Source organism: Chitinophaga sp. 22308 (assembly GCF_052045305.1).
In the GTDB taxonomy this organism is placed as follows: Bacteria; Bacteroidota; Bacteroidia; order Chitinophagales; family Chitinophagaceae; genus Chitinophaga; species Chitinophaga varians_A.
The window spans coordinates 330,979-356,068 of the sequence record NZ_JBQEOP010000007.1; the positions used below are offsets into that span (position 1 = coordinate 330,979).

Below are 25,090 nucleotides of genomic sequence, written 5' to 3' on the forward strand. Positions count from 1 at the left end.
GAATAAAAAGGAGTATAAACAAATATTCTTTACGCTGGGCAACCTGATCGCGACATGGCACAAAAGCCCTTTTAACAACCGCTGGTGCGCTGATTTGGGCAACTGGCCAAAAGCTATTAACTTACTGTATATAAAACATCACCATGAACGAACTCCGGCAACTGAAAGTGATTGTTACCGGTGCCAGCGGTATGGTGGGTGAAGGGGTGCTTCATGAATGCCTGCATCACCCACAGGTAGCGCGCGTGCTGGTGATCAGCCGCAAGCCCAGTGGCGTCAGTCATCCCAAATTAACAGAGCTTATTCATCACGATTTCCTGGAGCTGTCTCCTATTGCAGAGCAGCTCCGGGGTTATGACGCCTGCTATTTCTGCCTGGGCGTATCCTCCATCGGCATCAGTCAGGATGCCTATTATCATCTCACCTATACCCTTACCATGCGGGTGGCCGGTGTACTGAGCGAACAGAACAGCGGTATGGTTTTCTGTTATGTGTCGGGCGCCGGAACAGACAGCACAGAGAAAGGCCGTCGTGCCTGGGCACGGGTAAAGGGGAAAACTGAAAACGACCTGATGAAGCTGCCATTCGGGAAAGTATATGCTTTCCGGCCAGGCTTCATCAGACCCACCAAAGGGCTCAAAAACACCCATACCTTTTACCGTTTCATCAACTGGCTGTACCCCGTGGGCAGGATCATACAGCCCAATTATTTCTGTACGCTGCGGGAGCTGGGCCAGGCGATGGTGAATGTTACGCTGCTGGACTATCCCCGGCAGATCATCAACGGAAAAGATATCATCAGGCTGGCCAAAAGCAGCTGCTGATAATTCCCGTAATTTTCCATTATTTTTACGCCATGACAACTCATGAGCTTCCATCCTGGTATCAGCGGCTGATGAAAAAGTACCCGGTGGTGACGCCGGAAGAATGGCAGCTGCTGGACGCTATAGCTGTAGTAAAACATATCCGCAAAGGAGAATCTTTTCTGCGTTATGGTAAAGTGGCCCGCTACTCCGCTTTTGTTCTCTCCGGCATGTTTAAGTTTTCTATCCTCGATGAGGAGGGCAATGAAAAAATAGTGCGCTTTGGTTTTGCAGACGACTTCCTCGCCAACTGTGAGAGCTATAATAAGAAAGCACCGTCAGCAGTCAGCATCACCGCTATGGAAGACGCGGTGATATTGCGTATGAACATCAAAAAACTGCAGCCGCTGTACGATCTTCATATGAACCTGCTGCATGTCAACCTGCAGTTGTTCCAGGAGCTGTCCGAACAGCAGTCGGAGCACCAGTATATCCTTTCGCTGAAAACGCCGCTGCAGCGGTACCGTTTCCTGCTGGAAAGGCGACCCGCCATTATCCAGAAAATATCCCTCACTAATATCGCCCGCTACCTCTACACCAGCCGCGAAGCCTTGAGCAGAGCGCGTTTATACCTGCTGGACCAGTCCCGCAACTTTTGTGATTGAGATCACGGACGCTGAAAGAACGAACTGATAATTTTGCTTCAAAAAAATAATCATATGAAGCAAAGCATGATTTTATTACACGGACTTTTCGGCGGGCTTAGCAATTGGAAAGGTGTTATACAGCATTTTGAATCACGCTATGATATTCACATCCCGTTACTGCCTATTTTTGATCAGCACAAGGAAGACAATCTCAGCTACCTCGTTCATTCCCTGGAAAAGTATATCCAACAACATCAGCTGGAAAAGCCGGTCATCATTGGCAATTCCCTGGGCGGCCATGTGGCCGTCCTTTTTACGCACCGGCATCCCGATAAAGTATCACAGCTGGTATTGACCGGCAGTTCCGGTTTGTACGAAAACAACAGTATGGGCAGCTATCCCAAACGGGGCAATTATGAATATATCCGGGAACGGGTAGCCTATACCTTCCATGATCCGGCGGTAGCCACTGACGCTCTGGTGGAGGAAGTGTTTAAGATCACACGGGACCGTGTCAAGTGCCTGCGTATTGTACAAAACGCCAAGTCCGCCAACCGTAATTACGTTGCGCCCCTTTTACCTGAAATAACTACCCCGACGTTATTGATTTGGGGAGATGATGACCGTATTACCCCGCTGGACGTGGCCCATGAATTTGCATCGCTGCTGCCACAGGCGCAACTGGTCATATTGCCGGCATGTGGCCATGCCCCGATGATGGAGCGTCCGGAGGAATTCAATCGTATACTGGAAGAGTTTCTCAGGAAATAATTTAAACGTGTATCGGCAATATTCAAACAACGTCCCAGGGCTGAAGCCCTGGGCTACGATTTGTTGTTCAGGTTCTTTAGCATTAGGAATTCAATCGTTTATGTTGGATGGCATTTAATGCCTGAGCTCTAAACGAAAGAGCCCAAAATTGAAAGAAACCAAATAACTAATCATAGCCCAGGGCTTCAGCCCTGGGACGTTTGCAATGCATATTAATCCGTGACAGATACGTAATATCCGTCCGGATCTCTCAATGAGAATTCATTTCTGCCGGAGTTGTTGTTTACATGCGGGGGCTCTTCTACGATGGCTTTCAGTTGTTGTGCTTTCTTCCATGCTTCTTCGAAAGCGGCCACCCGGAAAAAGAGGATCAATCCGTTGCCTGGTGTCGGGGTTGGATCTGTCATGGTTGGATGTCCGTGTGCGGCCCATTTGTGCAGGCATAACACAACGGTGTCATCTCCGGGGTCGGCGAGGATTTCGAAGGTGCTGCCGCCATGACGGCTTACACAGCCCAGCAGGTGTTGATACCACGCGGAGCTTTTCTCCACGTCTTTTACGGCGATAATAATTTCAGGTCTTATCATGGTTAGTTTTTTCCGGTCAGATTTCCCGGTTCCGTATTTTTTGTTTGTGCTCCAGTCCCCATTGCACCAATTCTTTCATCACGTTTTTCAGCGAGTCTGCATAGTCATTGCGGACATACAGGATAGTGCCGTCATCCAGTATTTTTCTGCTGACAAGGCCATTCAGTTCCAGGTCTTTCAGTTCGTTGGACAACACCCGGGCGGAGATACCTGACAATGTCCGTTGCAGTTCATTGAACCGTTTGTCGCCCCCGGTCAGCGCGATAATGATGCGTACTTTCCATTTGCCGGCAATAATATACAACGCGTCTTCCGCTGCGGGGACCATGCTCTGGCATTTTTCTGCGCATGTTATTGTTTCCATATATCCGGTTTTACTATCCCGCAGGTTAGCACTAACCTACAGGTTATGTTGATAGTATAGCTTTTAAAGGCAGGTACTTTTGTACCGCAAAAAGTTCTTGTTGAACTTAACAAAAATATCTAAAAAAACAAATCATGGGAAACATCTTGCATATCATATCCAGTGCACGCGGAGACGCCTCCAATAGCATTCTGCTGGGTAACCGCATTGTTGAAAGACTGCAACAGCGGAATCCGGACAAGGAAGTAGTGGTTAACAATGTGGCCGGGCAGTCCTGGCAATGGTTGCATAGGGAATTGGTAGATGCCTACCGTACCCCTTCTGTGGCGCTTACTTCCGAACAACAGGCATTGCTGGAAGCGTCCGATACGGCCATTACCCAAATGCAGGAGGCTGATATTATTGTGATTGGCGTACCGCTTTACAATTTTAATCTGCCTGCGCCGCTCAAAGCATGGGTAGACCACATTGTACGGCCCGGTAAAACGGTGAACTACCAGGACGGAGGGTTTGTCGGGCAGCTGACCGGCAAAAAGGTGTACCTCGCCATTGCTTCCAATGGCATTTATTCAGAAGGCCCGATGCGCCCGTATGATTTTGCCGAGCCATATCTCCGGTATGTATTGGGTTTTGTGGGCATCACAGATATTACTACCTACCGAATAGAAGGCGCCGGCTTGTCTGCCACCAAAGAAACCGCTGTAGAGAAGGGATTAACCAGTGTAGAAGCGATTTAAAGTCATTATCAGGGAAATAAAGTTGGTTCTTTATTTGGAGAACCAACTTTATTTTTTCAACTTTGTGTTGACAAAAACAACAGCATTGGAAAAATACAGAGACAGGATAGAGAAACTGAGTGTTGCCATGGAAGGCCTTGGCCTTACTCCGGTGGCGGCACGGACATATATTTACCTGTTACTGTGTGAAGGCCATGAAGCAACGTTTGAACAGATCGTGGAGTATTTTAGGGTCAGCAAAAGTGCTGTGTCCAACGCCATTAAAATGCTGGAATCAGCGAGGATGATTTCGTCTAAAACCGTGGGTGGGCAAAGAAAACGCTATTTCTCTCCTAATGTGACTTCTATGTTCAATGAAGATACGCTCACCGCGAGGATTAAAATGTTTTTTGAGATTTTGGATGAAATCAGGTCCATGCGTCAAACTGATGATGAGCTTAACCAGGAGTTAGGGGATGTTTCCCTGCTCTATAAAATGATGCTGGTGGAACTGCCGCTCATCCTGGAAAGATGGAAACGTACCATCGCACTTAACAAGGCCCATTCATAAGGGGCTTTTTTTTGCCGCGCTTGGTTCTCTAAGTTCAGAACTAAAAGAATAATAAACGTTTAAGATGAAAACAGGTATCCTATTACTGTTGCTGGCTATCCCTTTCCGGGTAGCAGACGGACAGACCATGCCTGAGAAAGACACCGGTCAACCTACGACTGCCCTGAGTCTGCAACAGTGCCTTGACTATGCCGGCACCCACAACCAGGAACTGCTGAGTAAAGCGCAATCCGCCGTTGCCGCGGCTGAAGACCGCAAAGCCGCCACCGCCAAACTTCTCCCGGACGTTTCGGTCACCGCAGCGGTAAACAATTACTGGAAGATTCCCGTGCAGGTATTTCCCGGTGAACTGGTCAACCAGCCAGCCGGTACCTTTGTGCCGGTCCGCATGGGCACCCCCTGGATGGGCAACTATGGCGCTGAAGCCAATCTGCCGCTGGTAGACGTAAAAACCTGGCAGGCCATCAAACTGGCCAGGTTACAACAACAGGCCGGCGCCAGCGAATACCGGTCCTTACAGCGTTCCCTACAGAAAAACATATGCATGGCCTATTACAGCGCACAACTGCAACAGGATTATCTCACCGTAGCGCAACAGCTGTACAGCAACTATCAGCAGATCCACGACCTGATCAAACTACAATTTGATAAAGGGCTGACAGACAAAATTGCGTTCAATCAGTCTGCCACGCTGCTGAAAAACAGGCAGCAGGCGGTACAACAGGCCGGCGTATCATTACAGGAGGCTTACCTCGATCTTAAATTCTGGATGGGCTTTCCGCTGGACAGCCAGTTGACGACCCAAGCCACCAGTCCGTTACTTCCGCTCGATATCAACGACTACCATACTTCACAGTTGCCCGACTATGAAACCGAGCAATTGAAAGTAGCCGTGGCCGCTCAGGAATATCATAACACCCGGGCCAACTACTATCCCAGCCTGCATTTTAAGGGTTCTTACCAGCAGCTGGGATTTGGCGACAAGATGGATTTCATCACCCGTTCGCCCTGGTTTACGGTAGGCTTCGCGGGCGTAGAACTGCGTTTTCCATTGTCATGGTCCAACTTTTCCGCTAAACCGCGCAGCATGAAAGCACAATGGCTGGCCGCATCCAGCCGTTTTAAACAATACGAATCGGAGCAGGAAAAGAAATACCGCCAGGAGAAACTGCTGCTTGAAAAAGCTTCCGGCGACATTCAACTGCAAAAGGAAAATATCGCGCTGGCACAGGAAAATGAAGCCCTCAGCAAACAGAAGATCGACAAGGGCATCATTGACATGATACAACTGAAACAGATACAACAGGACCTCTACGACGCACAGGCCAAACTTAACGACGCGCGTACAGACTTCTATAAACATTACACTGAACTCAACTATCTGCAACATCAATAAAGATCTGCATGAAAACATTGCTCTCCATCGCAGGAATGGCCTTACTGTTCACCGCCTGCAAATCTAAAACCGCCAGCTATACCGTGCAATCCCGCACGCTGAATGAAGCGGTATATGCTTCCGGAGAAATCATGCCTGAAGCCTACTATTTCCTGAAAGCCAATTCCGCCGACCTGCTGCTCCAAGTAATGGTACAAGAGGGCGATACCGTGCATCAAAACGAAGTGCTGGCCGTACTGGGCACTCCCGGTCAACTGGAGCAGGTAGACATCCTGCAACGGCAGGTGGCGCTGGCCGGCAGCAATGCGCAGGAACAGTCCGCCGCACTGACAGAACTCAGGAGCCGCATCGCGCTGGCCAAAACCAAACAGGAACAGGACGCGCTTAACGCTAACAGATATACGGAGCTGGCACGAAGCAAAGCTGTATCCGAGAAAGACGCCGAACAGGCCCGTGTACAGGCCGCCACCAGCGCCACGGAATATAAAACGCTGCAAGACCAGTACCAGACATTGCAAAGCGATCTTTCCGGCAAACTGCTGCAGGCCCGGCAACAACTGACCGCCACTACACAAAGCCGCGAAGGGAAAGTGCTGAAAAGTCCTGTCAACGGGCGTGTATATAAAGTATACCTGAAAACAGGCGAACTGGCCCAACTCAATGCCCCCATCGTGATGGTGGGCCTGCCGGGGCAATTCAAACTGGAACTGCTGGTCGATGAACGCGATATCAGCAAGATACGGACCGGTCAGAAAGTATACTTTGAAACCGACGTGTACAAGGGCAAACAGTTCGAAGCCACTGTCAACAAGATCATTCCGCTGCTGCAAAAAGAAAGCCGCAGCTTCCAGGTGGAAGCGGCCGTACAGGATACCGCCCTCTTTTATCCACAATCATCAGTGGAAGCCAACATTCTCATACGGGAACGCATCAACGCACTGGTAATACCTTCCGATTATCTGATGAAAGGCGACAGCGTATACCTGCAGCAAGGCAAAGAACTACATAAAACTGCCATTGTCACCGGCATCCGCAATGGCGACTGGGTAGAAGTAAAATCCGGTCTGAAAGCAGGCGACGTGATCGCCACAAAAGAAGGAAAATGAAAATATTCACCAATATCAAACTGGCAGCAACCATTGCCTTCACCCACATGCGTGCGCGGTTAAAACAAACGGTGATTGCCACCGCAGGCGTCACCTTTGGTATCACGGTGTTCATTTTTATGGTCAGCTTTATACAAGGCTCCAATGATTTCGTACAGGCGGTCGCGTTTGAACAATCACCACATCTGCGCCTGTACAACGAGATACAGACCGCCCCTTCCAATATACTGGACCGCGCCGAACCGGGCACCATCAATATGGTCAGCCATGTAAAACCAAAAGACATCCTGCTGAACCTGAAAGACGGGCCGCAGATAGTACAGGCATTGCAGCAGGACCCGCGGGTAACTGCGGTTTCCGGCTCCGTCAACACCCAGGTGTTCTACCGCCTCGGCTCCAGCAGTATCAATGGTACGATCAACGGTATCCGTTTTGAACAAGAGAATGCTTTGTTCAACCTGCAGGCTAAACTGGTGGATGGCAGCTTCAGAGAACTGTCTACCCTGCCTAACAGCATCGTGGTGGGCGTAGGGCTGGCCCGGCGGCTCAATGTAAAAACCGGCGACCGGCTGGAAGTGACGACAGAAAAGGGCAACAACTTTTCAGTTAAGGTAGTGGGCATTTTCAAGACCGGCCTTACGGACATCGACAAACAGCAGAGTTACGCCAGTCTCAATACCGTGCAGCGTTTCCTCGAAGTGCCGGTTTCCTATATCACCGACATCAAGATTAAATTACATGATATGGAGCTGGCGCCGGCCATGTCGAAGGAATTACAGGCCAAGTACGGCTTTCACGGCTCGGACTGGAAACAGGACAACTCCGCGCTGCTGGAAGGCGACGCCCTGCGGAAAATGATTGTTTATGGCGTAGCCACCACCATATTACTGGTAGCGGGTTTTGGCATCTTTAACATTCTTACCATGATGATTTATGAGAAGATGAAAGATATTGCCATTCTGAAAGCGATGGGCTTTTCCGATACGGACATCCGGTGGATATTCCTGGTACAGGCGCTTATCATCGGTATCACCGGTGCGTTAATGGGACTGGTGTTCGGTTTTCTGGCGGCCTATGGTATTTCAAAAATGCCGTATAAAAGCGATGTCATGATCACCCTAGACCATCTGCCGGTGAGCTTCAGTGTTGTGTACTATGTTACCGGTTTCACCTTCGGTATTCTCACTACTACCCTTGCCGGTTACCTGCCATCGCGTAAAGCCGCCGGCGTAGATCCGATCACTATTTTAAGAGGATGACCATGAACCTGATTGAAGTAAGGAACATCAACAAATATTTTTACCAGCCCTCCAAAATGCAGGTGCTGACGAACGTCAGTCTGGATATAGAAAAAGGCCATTTTGTTTCCATCACCGGTAAATCGGGCAGCGGCAAATCCACGCTGCTCTATCTGTTGTCCACTATGGACACGGCTTTTGAAGGCAGCATCCGTATCAATGGTGAAGAAATGCAAGGCAAACGTAACCGGTGGCTGGCAGACTTCCGCAACCATCATATTGGCTTTGTATTCCAGTTCCATTATCTGTTGCCCGAATTCAGTGCGCTCCGCAATGTGATGCTGCCTGCGCTGAAGCTGGCCCGTTATGCTCCTGATGAGATAGAACACCGGGCCATGGACCTTTTAAAACTGCTGGGGGTAGACGAGCAAGCCACCAAACGGGCGTCCATGCTTTCCGGCGGCCAGCAGCAAAGAGTGGCCATTGCCCGGGCATTGATCAATGAACCGCTGATCATTATGGGCGATGAGCCGACAGGTAATCTGGACAGCCAAAATGCCGCCATCGTGTTCGATCTCTTCCGGCAGCTGTCTTCAGAACGAGGACAAACCATCCTCACCGTTACGCATGATGATGATTTTGCCCGACGTTCCGATAAAATTATTCATTTGGTAGATGGCAAGATTGCCGATTGACGCCCGTCAGGCCACCTTCTTTTGTGATCCCTGCGCGTTGTAGGCGATGGTTGCCCTTCCCAGCACGCGGTCACGCATCTTCAGCGCCGGCTTCTCTATCAGGATACGTATCAACCACGCTGCCAGTATACAGGTAATGGTACATAACAACATCATCCAGCCGCTGCTTTTGGCGAGGCCGAGCGTCCCTGCCAGGTCCTGGGTGACGTGTATTACGCCTTTGTGGCTCAAGTAAATAGCATAGGATAATGTGGCAATCAACGTCGTGACACTTGAGTTGATCCGGTACAGCCAGCAACGCGGGCATACCGCCGCGGCCACTATCAGGCCGTAGCCAACAGACACTAACGGGAAACCATATACGGTCGCTGCCAGGGAAAGGCTATCTTCCGTTATAAACCAGGCGGCAGCCAGCAAGGCCAGCCCTGCCAGGAAAAGCAGGTTGGCATAACGGTTGGCCCACTCCTTCGCCATTGGCCTGAACCGGAAGAGCGCTGCGATGGACACGCCTGCCAGCAAACCGTCCAGCCTGTTGTAAACCGGATAATAAATAGCCCGGTACCATACCACCCAAAAGTTAGGACTGTCACTGAGCGGCGCCACCTGCTGCGTATATATCCACCAACGACAATAAAAGCCGCCGGCAAAAAGCAGCGGTATCAGCCAGAAAGCCCTGCGGCCGGCTTTTACATACAGTAACAGTGCAAGCAGACAGGGAAACACGATATAAAACTGTTCCTCTACGCACAACGACCAGGCATGCGAGAACGTCCCATGTGTTTTGAGATTTAAGCCGAAGTTCTGCGTGAAAGTGAGAAACTTCCACAAGGGAGGCAGCATTTCTTTCTCCCGGAAAACAGGGAGCAAAACATACAATGCCAGCACCAGCAGGTATGGCGGTATGATCCGGAAAAACCGTTTGATATAAAAAGGTTTCAGTTTAACCGTCCCCGTGTCTGCCACCTCTTTGAACAGCTGCCCTGCAATGAGGTAACCGCTTAGCACAAAAAACAGGTCCACGCCAGTCCATCCAAACCGCGCCGGCGTGTCCAGCCATTCCGGATGCGGGAAGATGCGGTAATGATAATAAAAGACGAAGAAGATGGCGAATGCGCGCAGGTGATCGAGCGACGCCAGCTTGTACTGCAACGCATGAACAGCGTTCCTGGGATGGGTGGACATAAAGTTTGTTGGGAAGATTTTTTTGTGTTTTACAAAAGTAGGAAACGTTTTATTTTTTTTATTTTTTTTCTGCGGCAACTAATCCTGTAACTTGTTATTACAATACAGCCCTCAATTTGTAATTCGTCATTCGTAATTGATATACGTTATGCTTTCCACCCATCATCAGGTTTTTATTGAAGTGGCCAGGGAGAGAAGTTTCTCTAAGGCCAGCCAGACCCTGTTTATTTCTCAACCGGCCATCAGCAAGCATGTGAAGTACCTGGAAGAATATTACAGAACGCGGTTGTTTGAGCGTAAAGGCATTCAGATATCGCTGACAGATGCCGGAAGCTTTTTGCTGAAGCGTTTGTTGCAGGTCGCCAATATACAGGCGGAGACAGAGTTTGAGATGGCCGCGTTCAGCGACAAGCACCAGGCCAAAGGATTGTTAAAGCTGGGCGCCAGTACTACTGTGGCGTTGTACATCCTCCCGAAGGTGCTTTCTGCTTTTCAGCAGGAATATCCGCAGGTAGAGATCAACCTGTTGAACCGTAACGCCGAGATCGTGCTGGAGGCGCTGCTGAACCAGGAAATCAATCTGGGCATTATCGAAGGGCGGGGCAAGTTGACCAATGTGGTGTACCATCCTTTCATCAATGACCAGGTGATTGCCGTCTGTGGCAGGAAAAGCGGCTTTTCCAAAACGCGGCATTATCCGCTGAAGGAAGTGCTGCGGATGCCGGTAGCGCTGCGGGAACGTGGCAGTGGTACGCTGGAGGCTTTGAAAGACGCCTTACAGAAACATAAGACCGGTATTGACGCGCTACAGGTAAAAGCTCGGCTGGGCGGCACCGAAGCGCTGAAGAATTTTCTGATAGAATCCGGCTGCATAGGCTTTCTGCCCAAACGCTCTGTGTTCAAGGAGTTGAAGCAGGGCGACCTGACCGAGATTTCATTTGAAGGACTGCATATAGAAAGAAGTTTTTATTTCATTCAGCGGAAAGGCGAGACCAGTGAACTGAATAAAAAACTGATTCGCTACGCCAGAAGCATATATAACCAATAGTTATAGGTTATAACAAAATCGACCAGCTGTTTGTTATAGGTCATGCCTACATTTACAAGGAATGACACTTACCCGGAAAAACATATCGCACCTTACTGCTTTGCAGTGTCCCCGGTGTGGCAAACAATACGACGCTACTATATTGCAGTCATACGCCACCTGCTGCCAGCAACCGCTGACAGCTGTTTACTCCTGCGACCTGCCTGCACCTGATTTCCTCAAGGGAAGGGACCACAGTATCTGGCGGTACCGCGAAATGCTGCCGGTAGCTGATCCCCGTCATATTGTTAGCCTGGGTGAAGGTGGCACGCCGTTGACCACCCTGCATAGCCTCAGCGCACGGACGGGCGTACAGGTATTACTAAAAGATGAAAGTGTGAACCCGACCGGCTCCTTCAAAGCCCGGGGCATCAGCGTGGCGGTATCCAAAGCGCTTGAATTTGGCATTACGCACTGTATCATTCCTTCCGCCGGCAACGCAGGCGGCGCCTTAAGCGCCTATTGCGCCAAAGCAGGCATGAAAGCCACGGTGATCATGCCGCGGCTTACCCCTGTCACACTACAGGAAGAATGCCGCCTCTATGGCGCGGAACTGCTGCTCTCCGACGGGCTGATAGACAGTTGCGGGCGCATGGCGCGCCAGCTGGTACAGGAAACCGGCGGCTTTGACATGTCTACCTTAAAAGAACCATACCGCCTGGAAGGCAAAAAAACGATGGGGTATGAAATCGCCGAACAGCTGCATTGGCAGCTGCCCGATGTGATCATCTATCCTACCGGCGGCGGCACCGGCCTGATAGGCATGTGGAAAGCCTTCCGCGAAATGCAGCAGCTGGGCTGGATCACCGGCAAGCTGCCCAGAATGATCATTATTCAATCTCAAAATTGTGCTCCCATGGTACAGTACATCGAAAACGGAAACCTACCGGACGACTTCAGCGGTTATCCATCCATAGCTTATGGACTGGCTGTTCCACAGCCTTTTGCAAAAGACATGATGCAGGAAGTGATCCGGCAAAGCGACGGCAAAGCACTGACCGTCACCGAAGAGGAAATGGAAGCCGGCATCTCCGAAATTGCCGAGGCAGAAGGCATCCTGCTCTCCCCGGAAGGCAGCGCAACTTATATGGGCCTGAAAAAACTGATTGAAAAGGACTGGGTGCAGGAAGATGAACAGGTATTGCTGTTCAACACCGGTTCCTGGTACAAATATCGTTGACCATGAAAGCCTCCGGGCTTTCGTGGTCCGCTCAGGATTTGCCCTCTTCCCACCCCTGCAGCAAATCCTGCAGGAACTTCCGTGATTTGGACGCTTCACTTCGAAAGCCCAGTGTCACCAGCAGGTACCCGAAGATCAACATACCGAAAGGTATCAGCAAAAGTGGCTCAAACTTGCTGCCGGTACGGATGCTGTTGACTATCTCAACCAAACATCCCGTCAAACCGATAGCAACCCCTCCCATCCAAAACGTCATAAACACGGCCACTACAATAGACAATGTCATTCTGATCTTCACAGCTGTATGCACGATCTCATTGCTGATATCGCCGGTAATCACCGGCAGGAACGAGTTTCTGTAATCAATGATCCGGATGATCTCAAAGCGGTTGTTTTTCACCACCCCTTCATAAGGCTTGCCGGTGGCAGGCTTAGACCAGTTGATGGTAGCCCTCAGCCCCTTTCTGCTGGGCTCAACATTAGCTTCCAGCAGTTTTTTTATTTCTTCCGGAGAAAGTTTGGTTAACAACGTATAACGTTCTATGGGTAATAATTTCATGGATGATTATTGTGCCTCACAAATATGTTTAATAAATTTCCGGGCAAGGCGATCTTCATAGCTGAACCGGCCAAATATCACCACACACATGACCAACAACGCCAGCGCATAGATTAGCTTTCCCAGGCGAATGTCTCCGATAGTGGCCCATTCAAACAGCGCCCACAACAGAAATGCAGCCGCTCCTCCTCCCGTCAACAACACAAATACCATAAACATGGTGGTTACTTGCGGTATGATATCCACCTCCATGTCGATGGCTGTCTGGTGCAAGGATTTACTGACGGTTCCCTTTACCCTTATTAATTCTTTTCTTTTGAGTTTTTGACTAAGCCTGCTGATAACAAAAGTATTACCATTAACCGTGCCTGTGAAACGCAGGTCCGGATTCAATATCCCCTCAGTATACCAATAAAACTTTGGATCATACGAGGAGAAATTCGCCTGCAATGCAGCCATCACTTCATCGGGAGAAAGAGGGCTCAGTAAGGTATACCTATTCGTTGGCAGCCAGTTCATCCGTCGAAAATAAAGAATTTGCTCCGATGTCGCAAACACCCCTTCACAAAGTCGCCCCCTCCCCCCTGCCGGCCCAACAAGGCTTTTTACCTTTAGGTTGTTATCAAACATCTCCATTTCACTAGCTGTTAAAATAAAAAAACTATGGCAAACAAAATCATTTCACAACGTATTTCACCGCATTTATGGTTTGAGCACCAGGCCGAAGAAGCGGCTAAATTTTATACATCGATCTTTCCTAATTCATCTATAGGCAGGATATCCCATTACACCGAGGCAGGGCACGAAATACACGGCATGCCGGCCGGTTCTGTACTGACGGTTGAGTTCACCCTCGACGGACAAACCTTTATTGCCCTCAATGGTGGCCCGCATTTTAAATTCAATGAGGCCATTTCATTTCTGGTGAATTGCCAGACACAGGAAGAGATAGACTACTACTGGGAGAAACTGCGTGCTGGCGGTGATCCCAAAGCGGACCAGTGCGGCTGGCTGAAAGATAAATTCGGCCTGTCCTGGCAGGTAGCTCCCGTGCAGATCGCGGAAATGCTCGTTGACAAAGACCAGGAACGCCTCAGCCGCGTGATGAACGCTGTCTTCCGGATGAAAAAGCTGGACCTGAAAGCGATAGAAGCCGCATATGGCGAACCTGTAGGTGCTAAATAACGTACACGGACATATAATACCTGGCCCGCTAACTGGCAGGATCGTTTAAAAAACGAAAAGCGCGAAGACAGGTGTCTTCGCGCTTTTCGTTATCTCTTTATATAGTTAGATTTTATAAGCCACTCCCAGTGTCAGATAGATATTATACAACGGGAAGTCCAGGCCTTTGAATTCGCTGTCGAATACAGGTCTCAGGCCCCAGTTCAGATTACCCATCACTTCCAGCTTGTTCCCTACCTTGCGTAGCGCGCCGCCTTGCAGGCCGATATCAAATTTGCGGACATCTGTTCCGAAATCAAAAGTGGCATGGTCGATGGCTACCTTCCCGCCGGTAGGGCCACCGTTGCGGATATAACCGTCTGACACAGTGCCATAGAAATTGGAGCTGAACAGCCAGGCGGCATAACCACCCAGGTTGAAACGCCATTTGTTATTGGGCGTGAAAGTGGCGCTGAGCGGAAATACCACATAGGCATTACGGACAGTCGTCTGGTTTTTACCGGAGAAGTCACCGGCAAAGGTACCGCCATCTTCAGTGGTGACGATGGTAGGAAAATACAGTACCTGATCTTTGGTGCCCATGCCTTTATAGTCCAGCTTTACACCCACAGCAGCGCCCCATTTTGGCGTAATGCAGTAGCCCAGCTCATAACCCAGCGAGGGACTGAATTCCGGCCAGTAGCTGTTTATTTTCCGGATAGTATTGGGCAGGCCTACCGGTGCTGTGGCGCCGAAATTAAATCCGGCCATGATCCGGTGTTCCAGGTGAGGCTGAAAATCTGGTTTTTCTTTATCGCTTTGTTGGGCGGAGAGCCGTCCGGCTGCAAGTAACAGAGCTGCCAGCAGTCCTTTTGTTTTTATATTCATCGGTTAATGAAGGGTCTTTATTCGTGAACAATTTCGAGGCTGTCAAGTACCAGGCGGCTGCCGATGGCGCCTTTGTAGTTATCGCCGTCTTTACTGGAAGAGGCTACGATGGCCATCATCAGTTTCTCGTTGCCGTCAACCTTTCGTTTCATCATAAAAGGAATGTCGAAGCGGGTCCAGTTTTCGCGGGCGGAACCATCAGGCAGGTAGGCCGTGCCCACGATACGGTCTGAACTGTGGATGTTGGTCGCATTCAGCCGGGTGGTACCGGTGTACAATACCGCGTAAACAGCGCAGGAATCGATCATACCCGGAATAATCTTGCCGGCTTTGTCCTGGTATTGTGCTCCGGGCTTGTATTTATAGTAACCGGTGAAACGAAGCGGCTGCCCTTTATAGGGTTGTCCAAACTCGGTGGCTTCCAGTGGTTTGGCAAACGCATTCTCAATATTAAATACGCCCAGGAACATCGATCCGGCAAACAGTTTAATGCCTACCCAACCAGAGAGCACGGTACCTTCACGCGTCACCATCTCTGCTGCATATTTACCGTGGTAAGCGTCTGTGGTGGCACGAAGCGGATATGCCATCGGGTCTTCATCTACCCCGGAATAGGCAATACCAGGGTTACCGGAAGACCATGTAACAGCACTGTCCTCATCAATGGGATATTGATATTTGAAATCATCATTGATCATCCATTTTTCAAAGTCCCACTTCCAGTAGCCTACGTTGACAACTTCCACTTTATAGGTCTTTTTATTATGACCATTAGCAGACGTTACCACGTACTGGTGTATTCCGGTATCAAAATGAATCGAGTCTCCGGATGCCGGCGTGACCGTAGCGCCAGTGGAGAGGCTTAGTTTAGGCGCAATTCCTGTAGCATAGGCTTCAGGTGTCAGGTACAGCCTGATGGTGCTATTGGCCTGGTCAATAAATACATCACTTGTCAGCTGGCTCTTATCGAGGGTAAATGTTTCAATGTCGGCCTCGGGGTTCATGGGTGCATCCTTGATACAGGATTGCAACGACCCAGCGACGGCCACGACGTAGCATAGTTTCCGCAGTTTCATGGTTATCAATTGGTTAACGAAATAGCGGCAAAGGTAGGGAATCTATTTTCAATACTGTACATATATGTTTAACGGTATATGTAACAAAAGTCATAACATTGTGGAATGATGAACAGAACACGCATTCAAAGGATATTGATCTATGCCGCCAAATGTATAAGTGGCGTGTTGGTGGTCTTGTTCCTGTCCTGGCTGCTCGATTATCCGGATGTTGTATGGGTACTGATTTCTGTGATGCTGGTGTTATCTCCGGACGGTTCGGACGCCCTTACCCTGGCGGTTACACGCATCAAGGCCAATGTGATTGGCGCGATATCGGGTTTTTTGCTGCTGTTATGTCATCCTAACCTGCTGATCACCATGAGCGTGGCCGTATGCGTGACGGTGGTGCTGTGCAATCTTTTTAACCTGGAAGCTGCTACCCGCACCGCATTGGCGGCCACCATCATCGTAATGACGCATGAAGCGGGCGCACATCTGTGGGACACGGCCGTGGGCAGGGTGCTGTCCGTATTGACCGGCTGTGTGCTGGGGCTGTTGATCACCTTTATTTTCCATAACCGCTATACGAAACAGACCGCTGAGATGATCCTGTCCAAAACAACTGATCGCGGCGGTGAGTAACAAGTACAGAATTCCTCCAGAATTGCCTTCTACATTTGGAAGGTCAAGGAGTGATGCATGAAAAAGATGATACTTTCCACTGGCCTGGCCCTGGGCGCCATGACCAGCCCTGTAAAGGCCCAGTTACAGACCGATTCCCTCGCTGCCGCCGTTAAGGACTCTTTTCACCTGGAGATAAAGCCTGCACCAGCGCCGGCTTTCCGCACCACGGCCACCGGCCTGGTGGTCCCGGTAGTGATGATCGGTTATGGCGTGGCAGCCTTACGATGGCATCCGCTCTCCGATCTCAATCACAGTACCAATAAAGAAATACAGGAAGACCATTCAGGGTTTCATACCACGGTGGACAGCTATCTGCAGTTTGCGCCCGCAGCTGCCGTATATGTGCTCAATGCTGCCGGTGTGCATGGCAAACACAATTTCCGCGACAGGACCATTATCCTGGGTATTTCCGCGGTGTTTACCGCCGGATCTGTGGAGCTGGTGAAACATGCCTCACACGAAACCCGCCCGGATGGCAGCGATAATCTCTCTTTCCCCTCCGGACATACGGCAACAGCTTTTGCAACGGCCGAATTTCTCCGCCAGGAATACAAGGATGTTTCCCCCTGGTACGGCATCGCAGGTTATGCTGCCGCTACCGCAACAGGCGCACTAAGAATGTACAACAATAAACACTGGTTCAGTGATGTGGTGGCAGGTGCCGGGTTCGGTATCCTTAGCACCAAAGCAGCGTACTGGGTGTATCCGTGGATACAACGCAAATTATTCAGGGATACTAACAGGCACGCCTCTACGGTTATTTTACCTTACTACAACACACAATGGCACAGCGCCGGGCTGAGCATCGCTTTCTTTGGCCGTTAACCACAATAGCCATTACAGGCTATACAGGCTCAACGCCAGCAATAGCGATACTCTCCCGGCACCTGCTTATTACCTGCACGCATGTAGCACGACTGCCGTTTGTGCGGAAGCGGTAACAACCAAATATTCATAAAAATAGGGGTAATACAGACACTTACTAAACTTAATAAAACTAAAGACAGCACAAGGTTACAAACACCCTAAAAAAAAACGTCAGGCAAAATTGGGGGTTTCTTTCTGTTTTTTTTGTGAGTCAATTGTTAATCCCGGTAAAAAAGCAGTGATGTTAATTCTATATCTGTTATGTTGAAAATAATATTATCGAATAACAGCACGTTAACATCAGATTTACATTTGGAGAGTCAAGTCGTAGTATATTTGGTCGGTACGACTTAACCTTAACCCTCTTATGTACTTTGTACTGGTCCTTTATTGTATGATTGTCAGTGTGGTAGCATACGCAGTCTATTTGATCGGCCGCCTGGCCATACCCGCTGTGCCATCGCTGCCAGCACCGCCGGCAGGAGACGACGCCCTTGCAGACGTGACCATCACCAGTGTCTCCAACAGCACCTTTTCCATTTCCAGGTACCTGCGTAATATCCGCAACATGTCCTCACACCGGTTTGTGACAGTGGCCACCCGCCAGATCGTACGTACGCCCATGGGCACTACCAGCAGCATACGCATCATTGAAAATATCGCCCCCGGCGATGAGCGGCAGCTGGGGCACACCGATCATGTGCAGGAAGGCAATACTTCCATTTACATCGGTTACGAAATTATCTGGGCACGTTATACGCCCGCACCAACTTATTACAGGCATACGCCTCCCCCTTCGCCATACACCGGCGGAATAGACACCGCAGAACTTAAACCAGGCCTGCTTTACCAGATACTGTTACAGGAAACCTAAGTCAATTGGCCGGGGCTTTATCTTTTATCAGGGTAATCCACAATATGGTCAGCAACACGGCCTCTGTAGCGCCGGCGGTCACATCTTCCAGAAAATGCTGGCTCATATACATCCTGGAATAAGCCACCATGGCTGCCAGTGACAGAAATACCAGCGACCAGTATTTGTTTTTGACATAATAGGAAAACACCGTGGCTGCCGTGAACGCACATGCGCTGTGCCCCGAAGGGAAGCTCCTGAAGTTATCCAGTACCTCTACGCCCGGCACAAAATAGATATCGTGCAGCCGCTCCACAAAAAAACGGCGTGGCCGGGGGAAAGCGACCGTAAACTTCAGCGCAAAATTGACCATGGAATTAAACAGATAGGCTGCTGCCAACACAATACCCTGCCGCTTATTAAAATAAAACAACAGTACGGTCAGCACCACGCAGGCCGCCGTGCTCCCCAGTTCAGTGATACGGGGAAACAGCCAGTCGCCCCAACTGGTATGCAAACGGTTTACATAAAAATAAACCTCTTCCCTGCTATAAATACTGCGTAGTATCAGCACCATGGTCACCAGCCCGATAAACGGCCATATCAGCATTTTCAGCTGCTGGTACACCTGCAGCAACCGCTGCGCGAACGTCGGCTGTTGCATACGCTATCGGGTTAACCTGCGGTGGTAGTTGATCTGTCCCAGGTGATAGTTGAGGTGTCCATACAAGTGCACCAGGAAATGATTGGTGGTGGTCATCTCCCCCAACACCCGCTCGGGATAAGTTTTATCCAGCGTTTCCGGGGTAAGGCCTACGATAACGGTCAGCACTACACGGCGGGTAACGCCCACCAGTGCCAGCAGTTCCTGCCGCGGCACGTTTTTATCGCTGAATTCCCGTTCCCTGTTCCTGACGTAACCGCTCTGGCCCAAATTGGCGCCAATATAATGCTGCAGGTTACCGCAAAGGTGCAGGCACAGGTTGCCGGCGGAGTTCTTAATCCCCTCCGGCACCCGCCAGATGGCTTCCTCCGAGTCATATGCGGCAATTTCGTCTTCCAGGCGGCTCAGGTCCCGCTCAAATAAATTGATTAATATTTCTGTAAGCATAGCAGCTAAGATAAGGAACTATTGGAAACGACCGGCCATTTTCCCCATGGCTAACGCCAACGGATATACTTTTCCTTAAGCCGTTGGTTTTAAAGACGATCTGACATGGTTTTTGCGGGGGGACCTGAAAGGATAAACATAAATACCCTGATAATTGTTGAACCAACATAATATCACCGCATGGCAAAACAGGACCAGAGAACATTAACCCCGTTTCAACAACGCTGGCACAATATCATCTTTGAAGCGGACACGCCTGCCGGCAGGGCATTTGATATCATGCTACTGCTGCTGATCCTGTTCAGTGTAATGATTGTGATGCTGGAAAGCGTGGCGGGCATACAACAACGGTTCGACCGGATATTTACGCTGCTGGAGTGGGTGTTCACTATTCTTTTTACCCTGGAATACCTGTTCAGGATATGGTGCAGCTACCGGCCCAAGGCTTATATCTTCAGTTTTTACGGATTGATAGACCTCCTTTGTGTGCTGCCTACCTATGTGGAGTTTATCTTTGGTGGCGCGCATTTCCTGCTGGCCATCCGGATACTGCGCCTGATGCGTATTTTCAGGATTTTTAAGCTGGTGCCTTTTCTCAATGAAAGCAAACAGCTGGCGCTGGCGCTGGAGCACAGCCGGCGTAAGATCGCTGTTTTTCTTTTCTTTATCCTGTTGTTGACGGTGGTGCTGGGCTCTGTCATGTATGTGATAGAATCGGGGCATAATTCCGGTTTCACCAGTATACCCGTCAGCGTTTACTGGGCCGTGGTAACACTCACCACCGTAGGATACGGTGACATTGCCCCCATTACGCCGCTGGGACAGGCATTCTCGGCGCTGATCATGATTATGGGTTATGCGATTATTGCGGTGCCGACAGGCATTGTGACGGTGGAAATGAGCCGGCTGAAAGACAAGGACGACGTGGACCACAGAATATGTCCGCACTGCATGCGTGAAGGACACGATGCGAATGCGGACTACTGTAAATATTGTGGTACTAAGCTGTAAGCTAGTTAACGGAGAACAAAGGCTTTACATCTATCATCGCTTTATGGTAAGCTGCTTCAAACACTTCCCATTTGCCGGTAATGGCCATCCGTACGGTGGAACCGTCCAGCAGCTCAAATTCGGCCACTTTCTTGTTGAATCCCTGCTTGCCTCTGCTGAAGTTGGTGATGTCTGATAAAGGAAATTCCTTGTGAATTTTTTTCCGGGTCAACAACCAGCCGATAACACCAAACAGTAAGAACGCTGTCATTGATTTACCTTCGATGACGATCCTTTCGTTGGTCAGGCACAGGGCTCCTGGCTTTGCCTGCCATTTTGTTTTGAGGTACGATCCGTCTACTTTGAATAAAACGGTTTCTTGTGGGTTAAGTGCAAACTTTACTTTAATCTGTTTCATTATTAATGGATATGATTATGAGCGCAAAAATATGGTATAATTGTCACATAAAACGCAGATTATTATGAAGCTGAATTCCATCCTGGACAATGATTTCTATAAATTCACCATGCAGCACTGCGTGATTAAACTGTTTCCGAAGGCGCGTGCCCGTTATAAATTCATCAATCGCGGCAAACATGCTTTTCCTCCGGGGTTCGACAAACTATTGCGGCAGGCGGTAGATGACATGCAGTACCTGCAACTCAGCCAGGAGGAAAAGGACTTCCTCAATGTTACCTGTCCCTACCTCGATCCTACCTACCTGGATTTCCTGCAAGGCTACCGGTACAACCCTGCGGAAATACATATCGCCCAACATGGCGACCAGCTGGAGGTACATGCCGACGGATACTGGTACCGTACCATCCTGTGGGAGGTGCCGCTGATGTCGCTGATATGTGAGCTTTACTACGAAGCTACCGGTCAGCAGCGCGTACCGGACGAACAGGTTGTGGAGATCACACGCACAAAAATAGAACGGTATAAAGACCTGAACATCACCATAGCCGACTTTGGCACCCGGCGGCGCCATTCCCTGGCCGTTCAGAAACTGGTGGTGCAAACGCTCCGCCAGTATGGTGGCAACACCTTTATCGGCACCAGCAATGTACACCTGGCCATGCGCAACGGGGTAAAGCCCGTGGGTACCCACGCCCATGAATGGTTCATGTTCCATGCCGCCAAATACGGTTTCAAAATGGCCAATATGCTGGGGCTGGAACACTGGGTACAGGTTTATCGTGGAGACCTGGGCATCGCGCTTTCCGATACCTATACTACGCCCGTTTTCTTTGAACAGTTCGATAAAAAATTCGCCAAACTGTTTGACGGCGTCCGTCATGACAGTGGCGACCCGCTGCACTTTGCAGACGAAACGGTCCGTCATTACCTGGGCAAAGGCATCAACCCGCTTTCCAAAACCATTATTTTCTCGGATGGTCTCGACTATCAGAAAGTGGCCACCATAGCGGCCCACTGCCGGGGAAAAATCGGTATGTCGTTTGGCATCGGCACCAATTTCACCAATGATGTGGGCCTCACCCCGCTCAATATTGTCGTGAAAATGTATGAAGCCCTGCCCGAAGATGCGCCCCGCTGGACGCCGGTCGTCAAACTATCGGACGAGAAGGGCAAATATACCGGCGATGAACACATGATCTCATTGGCAAAAGAAATGCTGGAGTTATAATAAAATAGCCCGGGACTTATGTCCCGGGCTATTTTGTATGTTAAATACTGCCTGAATTATTTTCCTGCCTGTCCCAGTCCGATACCCGTGTCTCCCTGTGAGAGATCACCTGAATCGTATCCTTTTTTGAACCAGAACATCCTTTGCTGGGAGGTACCATGCGTGAAGGCATCGGGTACCACACGGCCGGTGGCCGCTTCCTGTAATTTATCGTCACCTACCGCACTGGCTGCGTTCAGGCCCGACTCAATGTCCCCTGCTTCGAGGATATTGCGCATCTGTTGAGCATGGTTGGCCCATAGTCCCGCGAGGAAATCGGCCTGCAGTTCCAGTTTCACGGAAAGCTTATTGTATTCCGTTTCGCTCAGCCTGCTCCGGGCGGCCTGGACCTGGCGGCTGATGCCCAGCAGGTTCTGTACGTGATGCCCTACTTCATGTGCGATCACGTAGGCTTTGGCAAAATCACCTTTTACACCGAAACGGTCTTCCAGCTCTTTAAAGAAAGAGGCGTCAAGGTACACCATACGGTCGGCCGGGCAATAGAACGGTCCCATGGCTGATTCTGCGGAACCGCAACCGGAGGTAGTGGCGTCCTCGAACAGGACCATTTTAGGGCGCTCATACTGCATATTGAGGCGCTTAAATTCGTCGGTCCATACATCTTCCGTACTGGCCAGTACTTTGGAAGAAAACAATTCAATAGCAGAGGCATTCTCTTTGCTCAGCTTCTCTGCTTTCTCAGTGCCAGCCGGTCCCTGCACCTGTTGCAGTACCTGGTTTACCTGGTTGGGGTCTTGTTTAAACAACAGTGCCAGCACAATGACGATGACGCCGCCGATACCGCCGCCAATCAGGGTGCGCTTTCCGCCTCCGGAACGCTTCTCGACATTGTCACTTAATCTTTCATCATCCAAACGCATAGACAGTTAGGGTTTAGTGGTTAATTACGGCCCTAAAATACATTATTACCCGATAATTCCCATCAGGAGGTGTATATTGAAAAGCAGGATTAAACAAAACTTGTTTTTTGCCCGTTAAGAAAAGATATTACCATAAATCCGTTTTCATGAAAGTACAACAGATCCTTTTGAACGAACGGCCTGAAGGCATGCCATCTTCCAATACCTTTAAAACAGTGGACGTGGAACTGCCCGCCCCTGCTGAGGGCGAAGTGCTCCTTCAGCCGCTCTATTATTCTGTAGACCCCTACATGCGTGGCCGGATGAGCGACGCCCGCTCCTATATCCCCCCTTTCAAAGTACAGGAGCCGATAGAAAGCGGCGGCGTGGCCACCGTCGTGGAAAGCAAAGACGCCCGGTTCTCCCCCGGCGACATGGTGATGCCCAGCGGCGGCAAAAACTTCCTCCCCTGGGCCACGGGCATGCTTTTCTCCGGTGACCATCTGCGCAAGATAGACAGCAGTATTCCTCCCACCTATTACCTCGGCGTATTAGGCATGCCCGGGCTGACGGCCTATTTTGGCCTTATGGACATAGGCAAGCCCAAGCCCGGCGAAACAGTGGTTATTTCCGGGGCTGCCGGCGCAGTAGGACTTGTGGCAGGACAGATCGCCAAACTGCAGGGCTGCCGGGTAGTAGGCATCGCCGGCGGCGAGGAAAAAGTAAAACTGCTCACCAGTGACTTTAACTTCGACGCGGCCATCAACTACAAGGGCAATACACAGATGAGCGCGGCCGTGGCAGCGGCTTGTCCCAATGGCGTAGATATCTACTTCGACAATGTAGGCGGGGAGATTTCCGATGCCGTGATGGAACACCTGAACTTTTTTGCCCGCATTCCTGTTTGCGGACAGATCGCTTTATACAACACCACTGAAGTGCCCTTGGGCCCGCGCGTACAGCCTGCGCTGATCAAATTCAGTGTGCTGATGCAGGGTTTCACCATCGGGAACTACGCCAACCGCTACATGGAAGGGGTGCAACAGCTGGGCGAATGGATCAGGGCCGGTAAAATAAAATATACAGAAACCGTTGTCGAAGGATTTGATCAGCTGCCCGCCGCCCTGCTGGGATTATTTTCCGGACAAAACAGCGGTAAGATGATCGTGAAAGTGTAATTTTAAGCATGACAAATGCTGTTGTTCATACCCGTATAAAAAAAGTCACCGCCACTGGAGAAACCGATACCGAAGATATCCTGGCAGCTGAAGAACCATTGGAAATAAGGCTGGAACATGGTCCTACCCATAACCGCCGGCAACAGAACGTTGCTGTTACCATGCGCACGCCGGGCCAGGATGAAGAACTGGCCACTGGCTTTCTGTTTACCGAAGGCATCATTCCGGGTGCCGCCGCTGTCAAACAGGTGACACTGACTGAGACACCCGGCGGCAGCCTGGCTACCGTTGGGTTGAGGGAACAGATCGTGCCCTTTCTCGATAAAAGCCAGCGTAATTTTCAGGCAACGGCCGCCTGCGGCATGTGCGGCAAATCCTCCATTGAAAATATTCATACAGGCGTTAACGTTAGCCATTCCGCGCGGCGGGTCCCCGGCAAATGGATTTCACAGCTACCGGAACAGCTGCGGGCGCAACAGGCGCTTTTCCAGCATACCGGCGGCCTTCACGCCGCCGCCCTGGTAGACGGCAACGGCCGGATACAGCTGTTGCGTGAGGACATAGGCCGTCATAACGCTGTTGATAAAATCATTGGTGCGGCACTGACGCAACAACTCCCGCTGCAACAAAGCCTGTTGCTCCTCAGTGGCAGGGCCGGGTTTGAACTGGTCCAGAAAGCTGCAATGGCGGGCATCCCTATGATCGCCGCTATCGGCGCCCCTTCCAGCATGGCCGTAAAAATGGCCGCCGAATGGAACATCACCCTGATCGGATTTTTGAAAGAAGACCGGTATAACCAATACACCTGATGCCGGTTCACAGGATGACAGCTGTTCCGCCGGAGAAC

Annotated in this window: 30 protein-coding genes; 19 read left to right on the forward strand and 11 right to left on the reverse strand. The window is 50.2% G+C overall.

Going from position 1 to position 25,090, the window contains the following annotated elements:
* Positions 1-143 precede the first annotated feature (143 nt).
* From ACTJJS_RS27335 to ACTJJS_RS27345, 3 genes are read left to right on the forward strand one after another with little or no spacing between them, the layout of a single operon-like run.
* Positions 144-824, forward strand: coding sequence for an NAD-dependent epimerase/dehydratase family protein (locus ACTJJS_RS27335; protein WP_168874192.1), 681 nt, complete (start codon positions 144-146; stop codon positions 822-824).
* Between the two features lie 32 nt (positions 825-856).
* Positions 857-1,468: a Crp/Fnr family transcriptional regulator gene (locus ACTJJS_RS27340; protein WP_440666610.1), complete on the forward strand. Its 612-nt coding sequence runs from the start codon at positions 857-859 to the stop codon at positions 1,466-1,468.
* A 54-nt stretch (positions 1,469-1,522) separates the two neighbouring features.
* The gene (locus tag ACTJJS_RS27345) at positions 1,523-2,221 is read left to right on the forward strand and encodes an alpha/beta fold hydrolase (RefSeq protein ID WP_440666612.1); all 699 of its coding nucleotides are present in this window, start codon (positions 1,523-1,525) and stop codon (positions 2,219-2,221) included.
* Between the two features lie 212 nt (positions 2,222-2,433).
* Here ACTJJS_RS27345 and ACTJJS_RS27350 read toward each other — a convergent pair whose 3' ends face one another.
* On the reverse strand, positions 2,434-2,808 hold the full coding sequence (locus ACTJJS_RS27350) for a VOC family protein (RefSeq protein ID WP_440666614.1): 375 nt from the start codon (positions 2,806-2,808) through the stop codon (positions 2,434-2,436).
* A 16-nt stretch (positions 2,809-2,824) separates the two neighbouring features.
* A complete protein-coding gene (locus tag ACTJJS_RS27355; RefSeq protein ID WP_440666616.1) occupies positions 2,825-3,172 on the reverse strand; it encodes a winged helix-turn-helix transcriptional regulator in 348 nt (115 codons plus the stop codon).
* Between the two features lie 134 nt (positions 3,173-3,306).
* Between ACTJJS_RS27355 and ACTJJS_RS27360 the strand changes: the two genes are divergently transcribed.
* The 6 genes from ACTJJS_RS27360 (at position 3,307) to ACTJJS_RS27385 (ending at position 8,894) form a co-directional block, all read left to right on the forward strand.
* Positions 3,307-3,909 (forward strand): FMN-dependent NADH-azoreductase, encoded by a 603-nt coding sequence (locus ACTJJS_RS27360; RefSeq protein WP_440666618.1) that lies wholly within the window; start codon positions 3,307-3,309, stop codon positions 3,907-3,909.
* An 85-nt stretch (positions 3,910-3,994) separates the two neighbouring features.
* Positions 3,995-4,459 (forward strand): GbsR/MarR family transcriptional regulator, encoded by a 465-nt coding sequence (locus ACTJJS_RS27365; RefSeq protein WP_168874203.1) that lies wholly within the window; start codon positions 3,995-3,997, stop codon positions 4,457-4,459.
* 64 nt (positions 4,460-4,523) lie between these two features.
* The gene (locus tag ACTJJS_RS27370) at positions 4,524-5,855 is read left to right on the forward strand and encodes a TolC family protein (RefSeq protein ID WP_440666620.1); all 1,332 of its coding nucleotides are present in this window, start codon (positions 4,524-4,526) and stop codon (positions 5,853-5,855) included.
* 8 nt (positions 5,856-5,863) lie between these two features.
* Positions 5,864-6,961, forward strand: a complete 1,098-nt coding sequence (locus tag ACTJJS_RS27375) for an efflux RND transporter periplasmic adaptor subunit (RefSeq protein WP_440666622.1) — start codon at positions 5,864-5,866, stop codon at positions 6,959-6,961.
* A complete protein-coding gene (locus ACTJJS_RS27380) occupies positions 6,958-8,220 on the forward strand; it encodes an ABC transporter permease (RefSeq protein ID WP_440666624.1) in 1,263 nt (420 codons plus the stop codon). Before ACTJJS_RS27375 ends, ACTJJS_RS27380 begins: the two co-directional genes overlap by 4 nt.
* A gap of 2 nt (positions 8,221-8,222) precedes the next feature.
* Entirely contained in the window at positions 8,223-8,894 is a 672-nt protein-coding gene (locus ACTJJS_RS27385) for an ABC transporter ATP-binding protein (protein WP_440666626.1), read from the forward strand.
* A gap of 6 nt (positions 8,895-8,900) precedes the next feature.
* On the opposite strand, the gene ACTJJS_RS27390 is transcribed toward ACTJJS_RS27385, so the two are convergent.
* Positions 8,901-10,076, reverse strand: coding sequence for an acyltransferase family protein (locus tag ACTJJS_RS27390; protein WP_440666628.1), 1,176 nt, complete (start codon positions 10,074-10,076; stop codon positions 8,901-8,903).
* Between the two features lie 148 nt (positions 10,077-10,224).
* Here ACTJJS_RS27390 and ACTJJS_RS27395 point away from each other — a divergent pair, with 148 nt between their 5' ends.
* On the forward strand, positions 10,225-11,124 hold the full coding sequence (locus tag ACTJJS_RS27395; RefSeq protein WP_440666630.1) for a LysR substrate-binding domain-containing protein: 900 nt from the start codon (positions 10,225-10,227) through the stop codon (positions 11,122-11,124).
* A gap of 61 nt (positions 11,125-11,185) precedes the next feature.
* Complete coding sequence (locus ACTJJS_RS27400; RefSeq protein WP_440666632.1) at positions 11,186-12,343, forward strand: threonine synthase; 1,158 nt, start codon at positions 11,186-11,188, stop codon at positions 12,341-12,343.
* Positions 12,344-12,374: 31 nt separating this feature from the next.
* On the opposite strand, the gene ACTJJS_RS27405 is transcribed toward ACTJJS_RS27400, so the two are convergent.
* A complete protein-coding gene (locus ACTJJS_RS27405; RefSeq protein ID WP_440666634.1) occupies positions 12,375-12,902 on the reverse strand; it encodes a hypothetical protein in 528 nt (175 codons plus the stop codon).
* 6 nt (positions 12,903-12,908) lie between these two features.
* Positions 12,909-13,538, reverse strand: coding sequence for a hypothetical protein (locus ACTJJS_RS27410; RefSeq protein ID WP_440666635.1), 630 nt, complete (start codon positions 13,536-13,538; stop codon positions 12,909-12,911).
* 27 nt (positions 13,539-13,565) lie between these two features.
* Between ACTJJS_RS27410 and ACTJJS_RS27415 the strand changes: the two genes are divergently transcribed.
* Complete coding sequence (locus ACTJJS_RS27415) at positions 13,566-14,087, forward strand: VOC family protein (RefSeq protein WP_440666636.1); 522 nt, start codon at positions 13,566-13,568, stop codon at positions 14,085-14,087.
* Positions 14,088-14,192: 105 nt separating this feature from the next.
* Here the strand turns inward: ACTJJS_RS27415 and ACTJJS_RS27420 are convergent, their stop codons facing one another.
* Together ACTJJS_RS27420 and ACTJJS_RS27425 are read right to left on the reverse strand one after the other, a co-directional pair.
* Positions 14,193-14,954: an outer membrane beta-barrel protein gene (locus ACTJJS_RS27420; RefSeq protein WP_440666638.1), complete on the reverse strand. Its 762-nt coding sequence runs from the start codon at positions 14,952-14,954 to the stop codon at positions 14,193-14,195.
* A 17-nt stretch (positions 14,955-14,971) separates the two neighbouring features.
* Complete coding sequence (locus tag ACTJJS_RS27425; protein WP_440666639.1) at positions 14,972-16,030, reverse strand: PCMD domain-containing protein; 1,059 nt, start codon at positions 16,028-16,030, stop codon at positions 14,972-14,974.
* Positions 16,031-16,135: 105 nt separating this feature from the next.
* On the opposite strand from ACTJJS_RS27425, the gene ACTJJS_RS27430 reads away from it, so the two are divergent.
* The 3 genes from ACTJJS_RS27430 (at position 16,136) to ACTJJS_RS27440 (ending at position 18,437) form a co-directional block, all read left to right on the forward strand.
* A complete protein-coding gene (locus ACTJJS_RS27430) occupies positions 16,136-16,654 on the forward strand; it encodes an FUSC family protein (protein WP_168874215.1) in 519 nt (172 codons plus the stop codon).
* Positions 16,655-16,711: 57 nt separating this feature from the next.
* Positions 16,712-17,521 (forward strand): phosphatase PAP2 family protein, encoded by an 810-nt coding sequence (locus tag ACTJJS_RS27435; protein ID WP_440666642.1) that lies wholly within the window; start codon positions 16,712-16,714, stop codon positions 17,519-17,521.
* A gap of 409 nt (positions 17,522-17,930) precedes the next feature.
* Positions 17,931-18,437, forward strand: coding sequence for a hypothetical protein (locus tag ACTJJS_RS27440; protein ID WP_440666644.1), 507 nt, complete (start codon positions 17,931-17,933; stop codon positions 18,435-18,437).
* Between the two features lies 1 nt (position 18,438).
* Here ACTJJS_RS27440 and ACTJJS_RS27445 read toward each other — a convergent pair whose 3' ends face one another.
* Both ACTJJS_RS27445 and ACTJJS_RS27450 read right to left on the reverse strand, forming a co-directional pair.
* Entirely contained in the window at positions 18,439-19,080 is a 642-nt protein-coding gene (locus tag ACTJJS_RS27445) for a phosphatase PAP2 family protein (protein ID WP_440666646.1), read from the reverse strand.
* Positions 19,081-19,083: 3 nt separating this feature from the next.
* Complete coding sequence (locus tag ACTJJS_RS27450) at positions 19,084-19,527, reverse strand: DinB family protein (protein WP_168874218.1); 444 nt, start codon at positions 19,525-19,527, stop codon at positions 19,084-19,086.
* A 180-nt stretch (positions 19,528-19,707) separates the two neighbouring features.
* Between ACTJJS_RS27450 and ACTJJS_RS27455 the strand changes: the two genes are divergently transcribed.
* On the forward strand, positions 19,708-20,538 hold the full coding sequence (locus ACTJJS_RS27455) for an ion transporter (RefSeq protein ID WP_168874219.1): 831 nt from the start codon (positions 19,708-19,710) through the stop codon (positions 20,536-20,538).
* 1 nt (position 20,539) lies between these two features.
* On the opposite strand, the gene ACTJJS_RS27460 is transcribed toward ACTJJS_RS27455, so the two are convergent.
* Positions 20,540-20,935: a PH domain-containing protein gene (locus ACTJJS_RS27460; RefSeq protein ID WP_168874220.1), complete on the reverse strand. Its 396-nt coding sequence runs from the start codon at positions 20,933-20,935 to the stop codon at positions 20,540-20,542.
* Between the two features lie 40 nt (positions 20,936-20,975).
* Here ACTJJS_RS27460 and pncB point away from each other — a divergent pair, with 40 nt between their 5' ends.
* Complete coding sequence (gene pncB, locus ACTJJS_RS27465) at positions 20,976-22,166, forward strand: nicotinate phosphoribosyltransferase (RefSeq protein WP_440666649.1); 1,191 nt, start codon at positions 20,976-20,978, stop codon at positions 22,164-22,166.
* A gap of 56 nt (positions 22,167-22,222) precedes the next feature.
* Here pncB and ypfJ read toward each other — a convergent pair whose 3' ends face one another.
* Positions 22,223-23,086 carry a KPN_02809 family neutral zinc metallopeptidase gene (ypfJ, locus tag ACTJJS_RS27470; protein ID WP_440666651.1) on the reverse strand — a complete coding sequence of 288 codons (864 nt, stop codon included), beginning with the start codon at positions 23,084-23,086 and terminating at the stop codon, positions 22,223-22,225.
* A 146-nt stretch (positions 23,087-23,232) separates the two neighbouring features.
* Between ypfJ and ACTJJS_RS27475 the strand changes: the two genes are divergently transcribed.
* Positions 23,233-24,243, forward strand: coding sequence for an NADP-dependent oxidoreductase (locus ACTJJS_RS27475; protein ID WP_440666652.1), 1,011 nt, complete (start codon positions 23,233-23,235; stop codon positions 24,241-24,243).
* A gap of 8 nt (positions 24,244-24,251) precedes the next feature.
* A complete protein-coding gene (gene fdhD / locus ACTJJS_RS27480) occupies positions 24,252-25,052 on the forward strand; it encodes a formate dehydrogenase accessory sulfurtransferase FdhD (protein ID WP_440666654.1) in 801 nt (266 codons plus the stop codon).
* Positions 25,053-25,090: the final 38 nt, after the last annotated feature.

What these genes read in the sequence shown, in the direction of transcription:
- ACTJJS_RS27335 (WP_168874192.1), top strand. Translation starts at nt 144, where the DNA reads ATGAACGAACTCCGGCAACTGAAAGTGATTGTTACCGGTGCCAGCGGT.
- ACTJJS_RS27360 (WP_440666618.1), top strand. Translation starts at nt 3,307, where the DNA reads ATGGGAAACATCTTGCATATCATATCCAGTGCACGCGGAGACGCCTCC.
- ypfJ (WP_440666651.1), bottom strand. Translation starts at nt 23,086, where the DNA reads ATGCGTTTGGATGATGAAAGATTAAGTGACAATGTCGAGAAGCGTTCC.
- ACTJJS_RS27400 (WP_440666632.1), top strand. Translation starts at nt 11,186, where the DNA reads ATGACACTTACCCGGAAAAACATATCGCACCTTACTGCTTTGCAGTGT.
- ACTJJS_RS27405 (WP_440666634.1), bottom strand. Translation starts at nt 12,902, where the DNA reads ATGAAATTATTACCCATAGAACGTTATACGTTGTTAACCAAACTTTCT.
- ACTJJS_RS27420 (WP_440666638.1), bottom strand. Translation starts at nt 14,954, where the DNA reads ATGAATATAAAAACAAAAGGACTGCTGGCAGCTCTGTTACTTGCAGCC.
- ACTJJS_RS27430 (WP_168874215.1), top strand. Translation starts at nt 16,136, where the DNA reads ATGATGAACAGAACACGCATTCAAAGGATATTGATCTATGCCGCCAAA.
- ACTJJS_RS27340 (WP_440666610.1), top strand. Translation starts at nt 857, where the DNA reads ATGACAACTCATGAGCTTCCATCCTGGTATCAGCGGCTGATGAAAAAG.
- ACTJJS_RS27350 (WP_440666614.1), bottom strand. Translation starts at nt 2,808, where the DNA reads ATGATAAGACCTGAAATTATTATCGCCGTAAAAGACGTGGAGAAAAGC.
- ACTJJS_RS27415 (WP_440666636.1), top strand. Translation starts at nt 13,566, where the DNA reads ATGGCAAACAAAATCATTTCACAACGTATTTCACCGCATTTATGGTTT.
- ACTJJS_RS27440 (WP_440666644.1), top strand. Translation starts at nt 17,931, where the DNA reads ATGTACTTTGTACTGGTCCTTTATTGTATGATTGTCAGTGTGGTAGCA.
- ACTJJS_RS27380 (WP_440666624.1), top strand. Translation starts at nt 6,958, where the DNA reads ATGAAAATATTCACCAATATCAAACTGGCAGCAACCATTGCCTTCACC.
- ACTJJS_RS27375 (WP_440666622.1), top strand. Translation starts at nt 5,864, where the DNA reads ATGAAAACATTGCTCTCCATCGCAGGAATGGCCTTACTGTTCACCGCC.
- ACTJJS_RS27450 (WP_168874218.1), bottom strand. Translation starts at nt 19,527, where the DNA reads ATGCTTACAGAAATATTAATCAATTTATTTGAGCGGGACCTGAGCCGC.
- ACTJJS_RS27445 (WP_440666646.1), bottom strand. Translation starts at nt 19,080, where the DNA reads ATGCAACAGCCGACGTTCGCGCAGCGGTTGCTGCAGGTGTACCAGCAG.
- ACTJJS_RS27390 (WP_440666628.1), bottom strand. Translation starts at nt 10,076, where the DNA reads ATGTCCACCCATCCCAGGAACGCTGTTCATGCGTTGCAGTACAAGCTG.
- ACTJJS_RS27385 (WP_440666626.1), top strand. Translation starts at nt 8,223, where the DNA reads ATGAACCTGATTGAAGTAAGGAACATCAACAAATATTTTTACCAGCCC.
- ACTJJS_RS27460 (WP_168874220.1), bottom strand. Translation starts at nt 20,935, where the DNA reads ATGAAACAGATTAAAGTAAAGTTTGCACTTAACCCACAAGAAACCGTT.
- ACTJJS_RS27455 (WP_168874219.1), top strand. Translation starts at nt 19,708, where the DNA reads ATGGCAAAACAGGACCAGAGAACATTAACCCCGTTTCAACAACGCTGG.
- ACTJJS_RS27425 (WP_440666639.1), bottom strand. Translation starts at nt 16,030, where the DNA reads ATGAAACTGCGGAAACTATGCTACGTCGTGGCCGTCGCTGGGTCGTTG.
- ACTJJS_RS27370 (WP_440666620.1), top strand. Translation starts at nt 4,524, where the DNA reads ATGAAAACAGGTATCCTATTACTGTTGCTGGCTATCCCTTTCCGGGTA.
- fdhD (WP_440666654.1), top strand. Translation starts at nt 24,252, where the DNA reads ATGACAAATGCTGTTGTTCATACCCGTATAAAAAAAGTCACCGCCACT.
- ACTJJS_RS27355 (WP_440666616.1), bottom strand. Translation starts at nt 3,172, where the DNA reads ATGGAAACAATAACATGCGCAGAAAAATGCCAGAGCATGGTCCCCGCA.
- ACTJJS_RS27475 (WP_440666652.1), top strand. Translation starts at nt 23,233, where the DNA reads ATGAAAGTACAACAGATCCTTTTGAACGAACGGCCTGAAGGCATGCCA.
- ACTJJS_RS27345 (WP_440666612.1), top strand. Translation starts at nt 1,523, where the DNA reads ATGAAGCAAAGCATGATTTTATTACACGGACTTTTCGGCGGGCTTAGC.
- ACTJJS_RS27395 (WP_440666630.1), top strand. Translation starts at nt 10,225, where the DNA reads ATGCTTTCCACCCATCATCAGGTTTTTATTGAAGTGGCCAGGGAGAGA.
- ACTJJS_RS27435 (WP_440666642.1), top strand. Translation starts at nt 16,712, where the DNA reads ATGAAAAAGATGATACTTTCCACTGGCCTGGCCCTGGGCGCCATGACC.
- ACTJJS_RS27410 (WP_440666635.1), bottom strand. Translation starts at nt 13,538, where the DNA reads ATGGAGATGTTTGATAACAACCTAAAGGTAAAAAGCCTTGTTGGGCCG.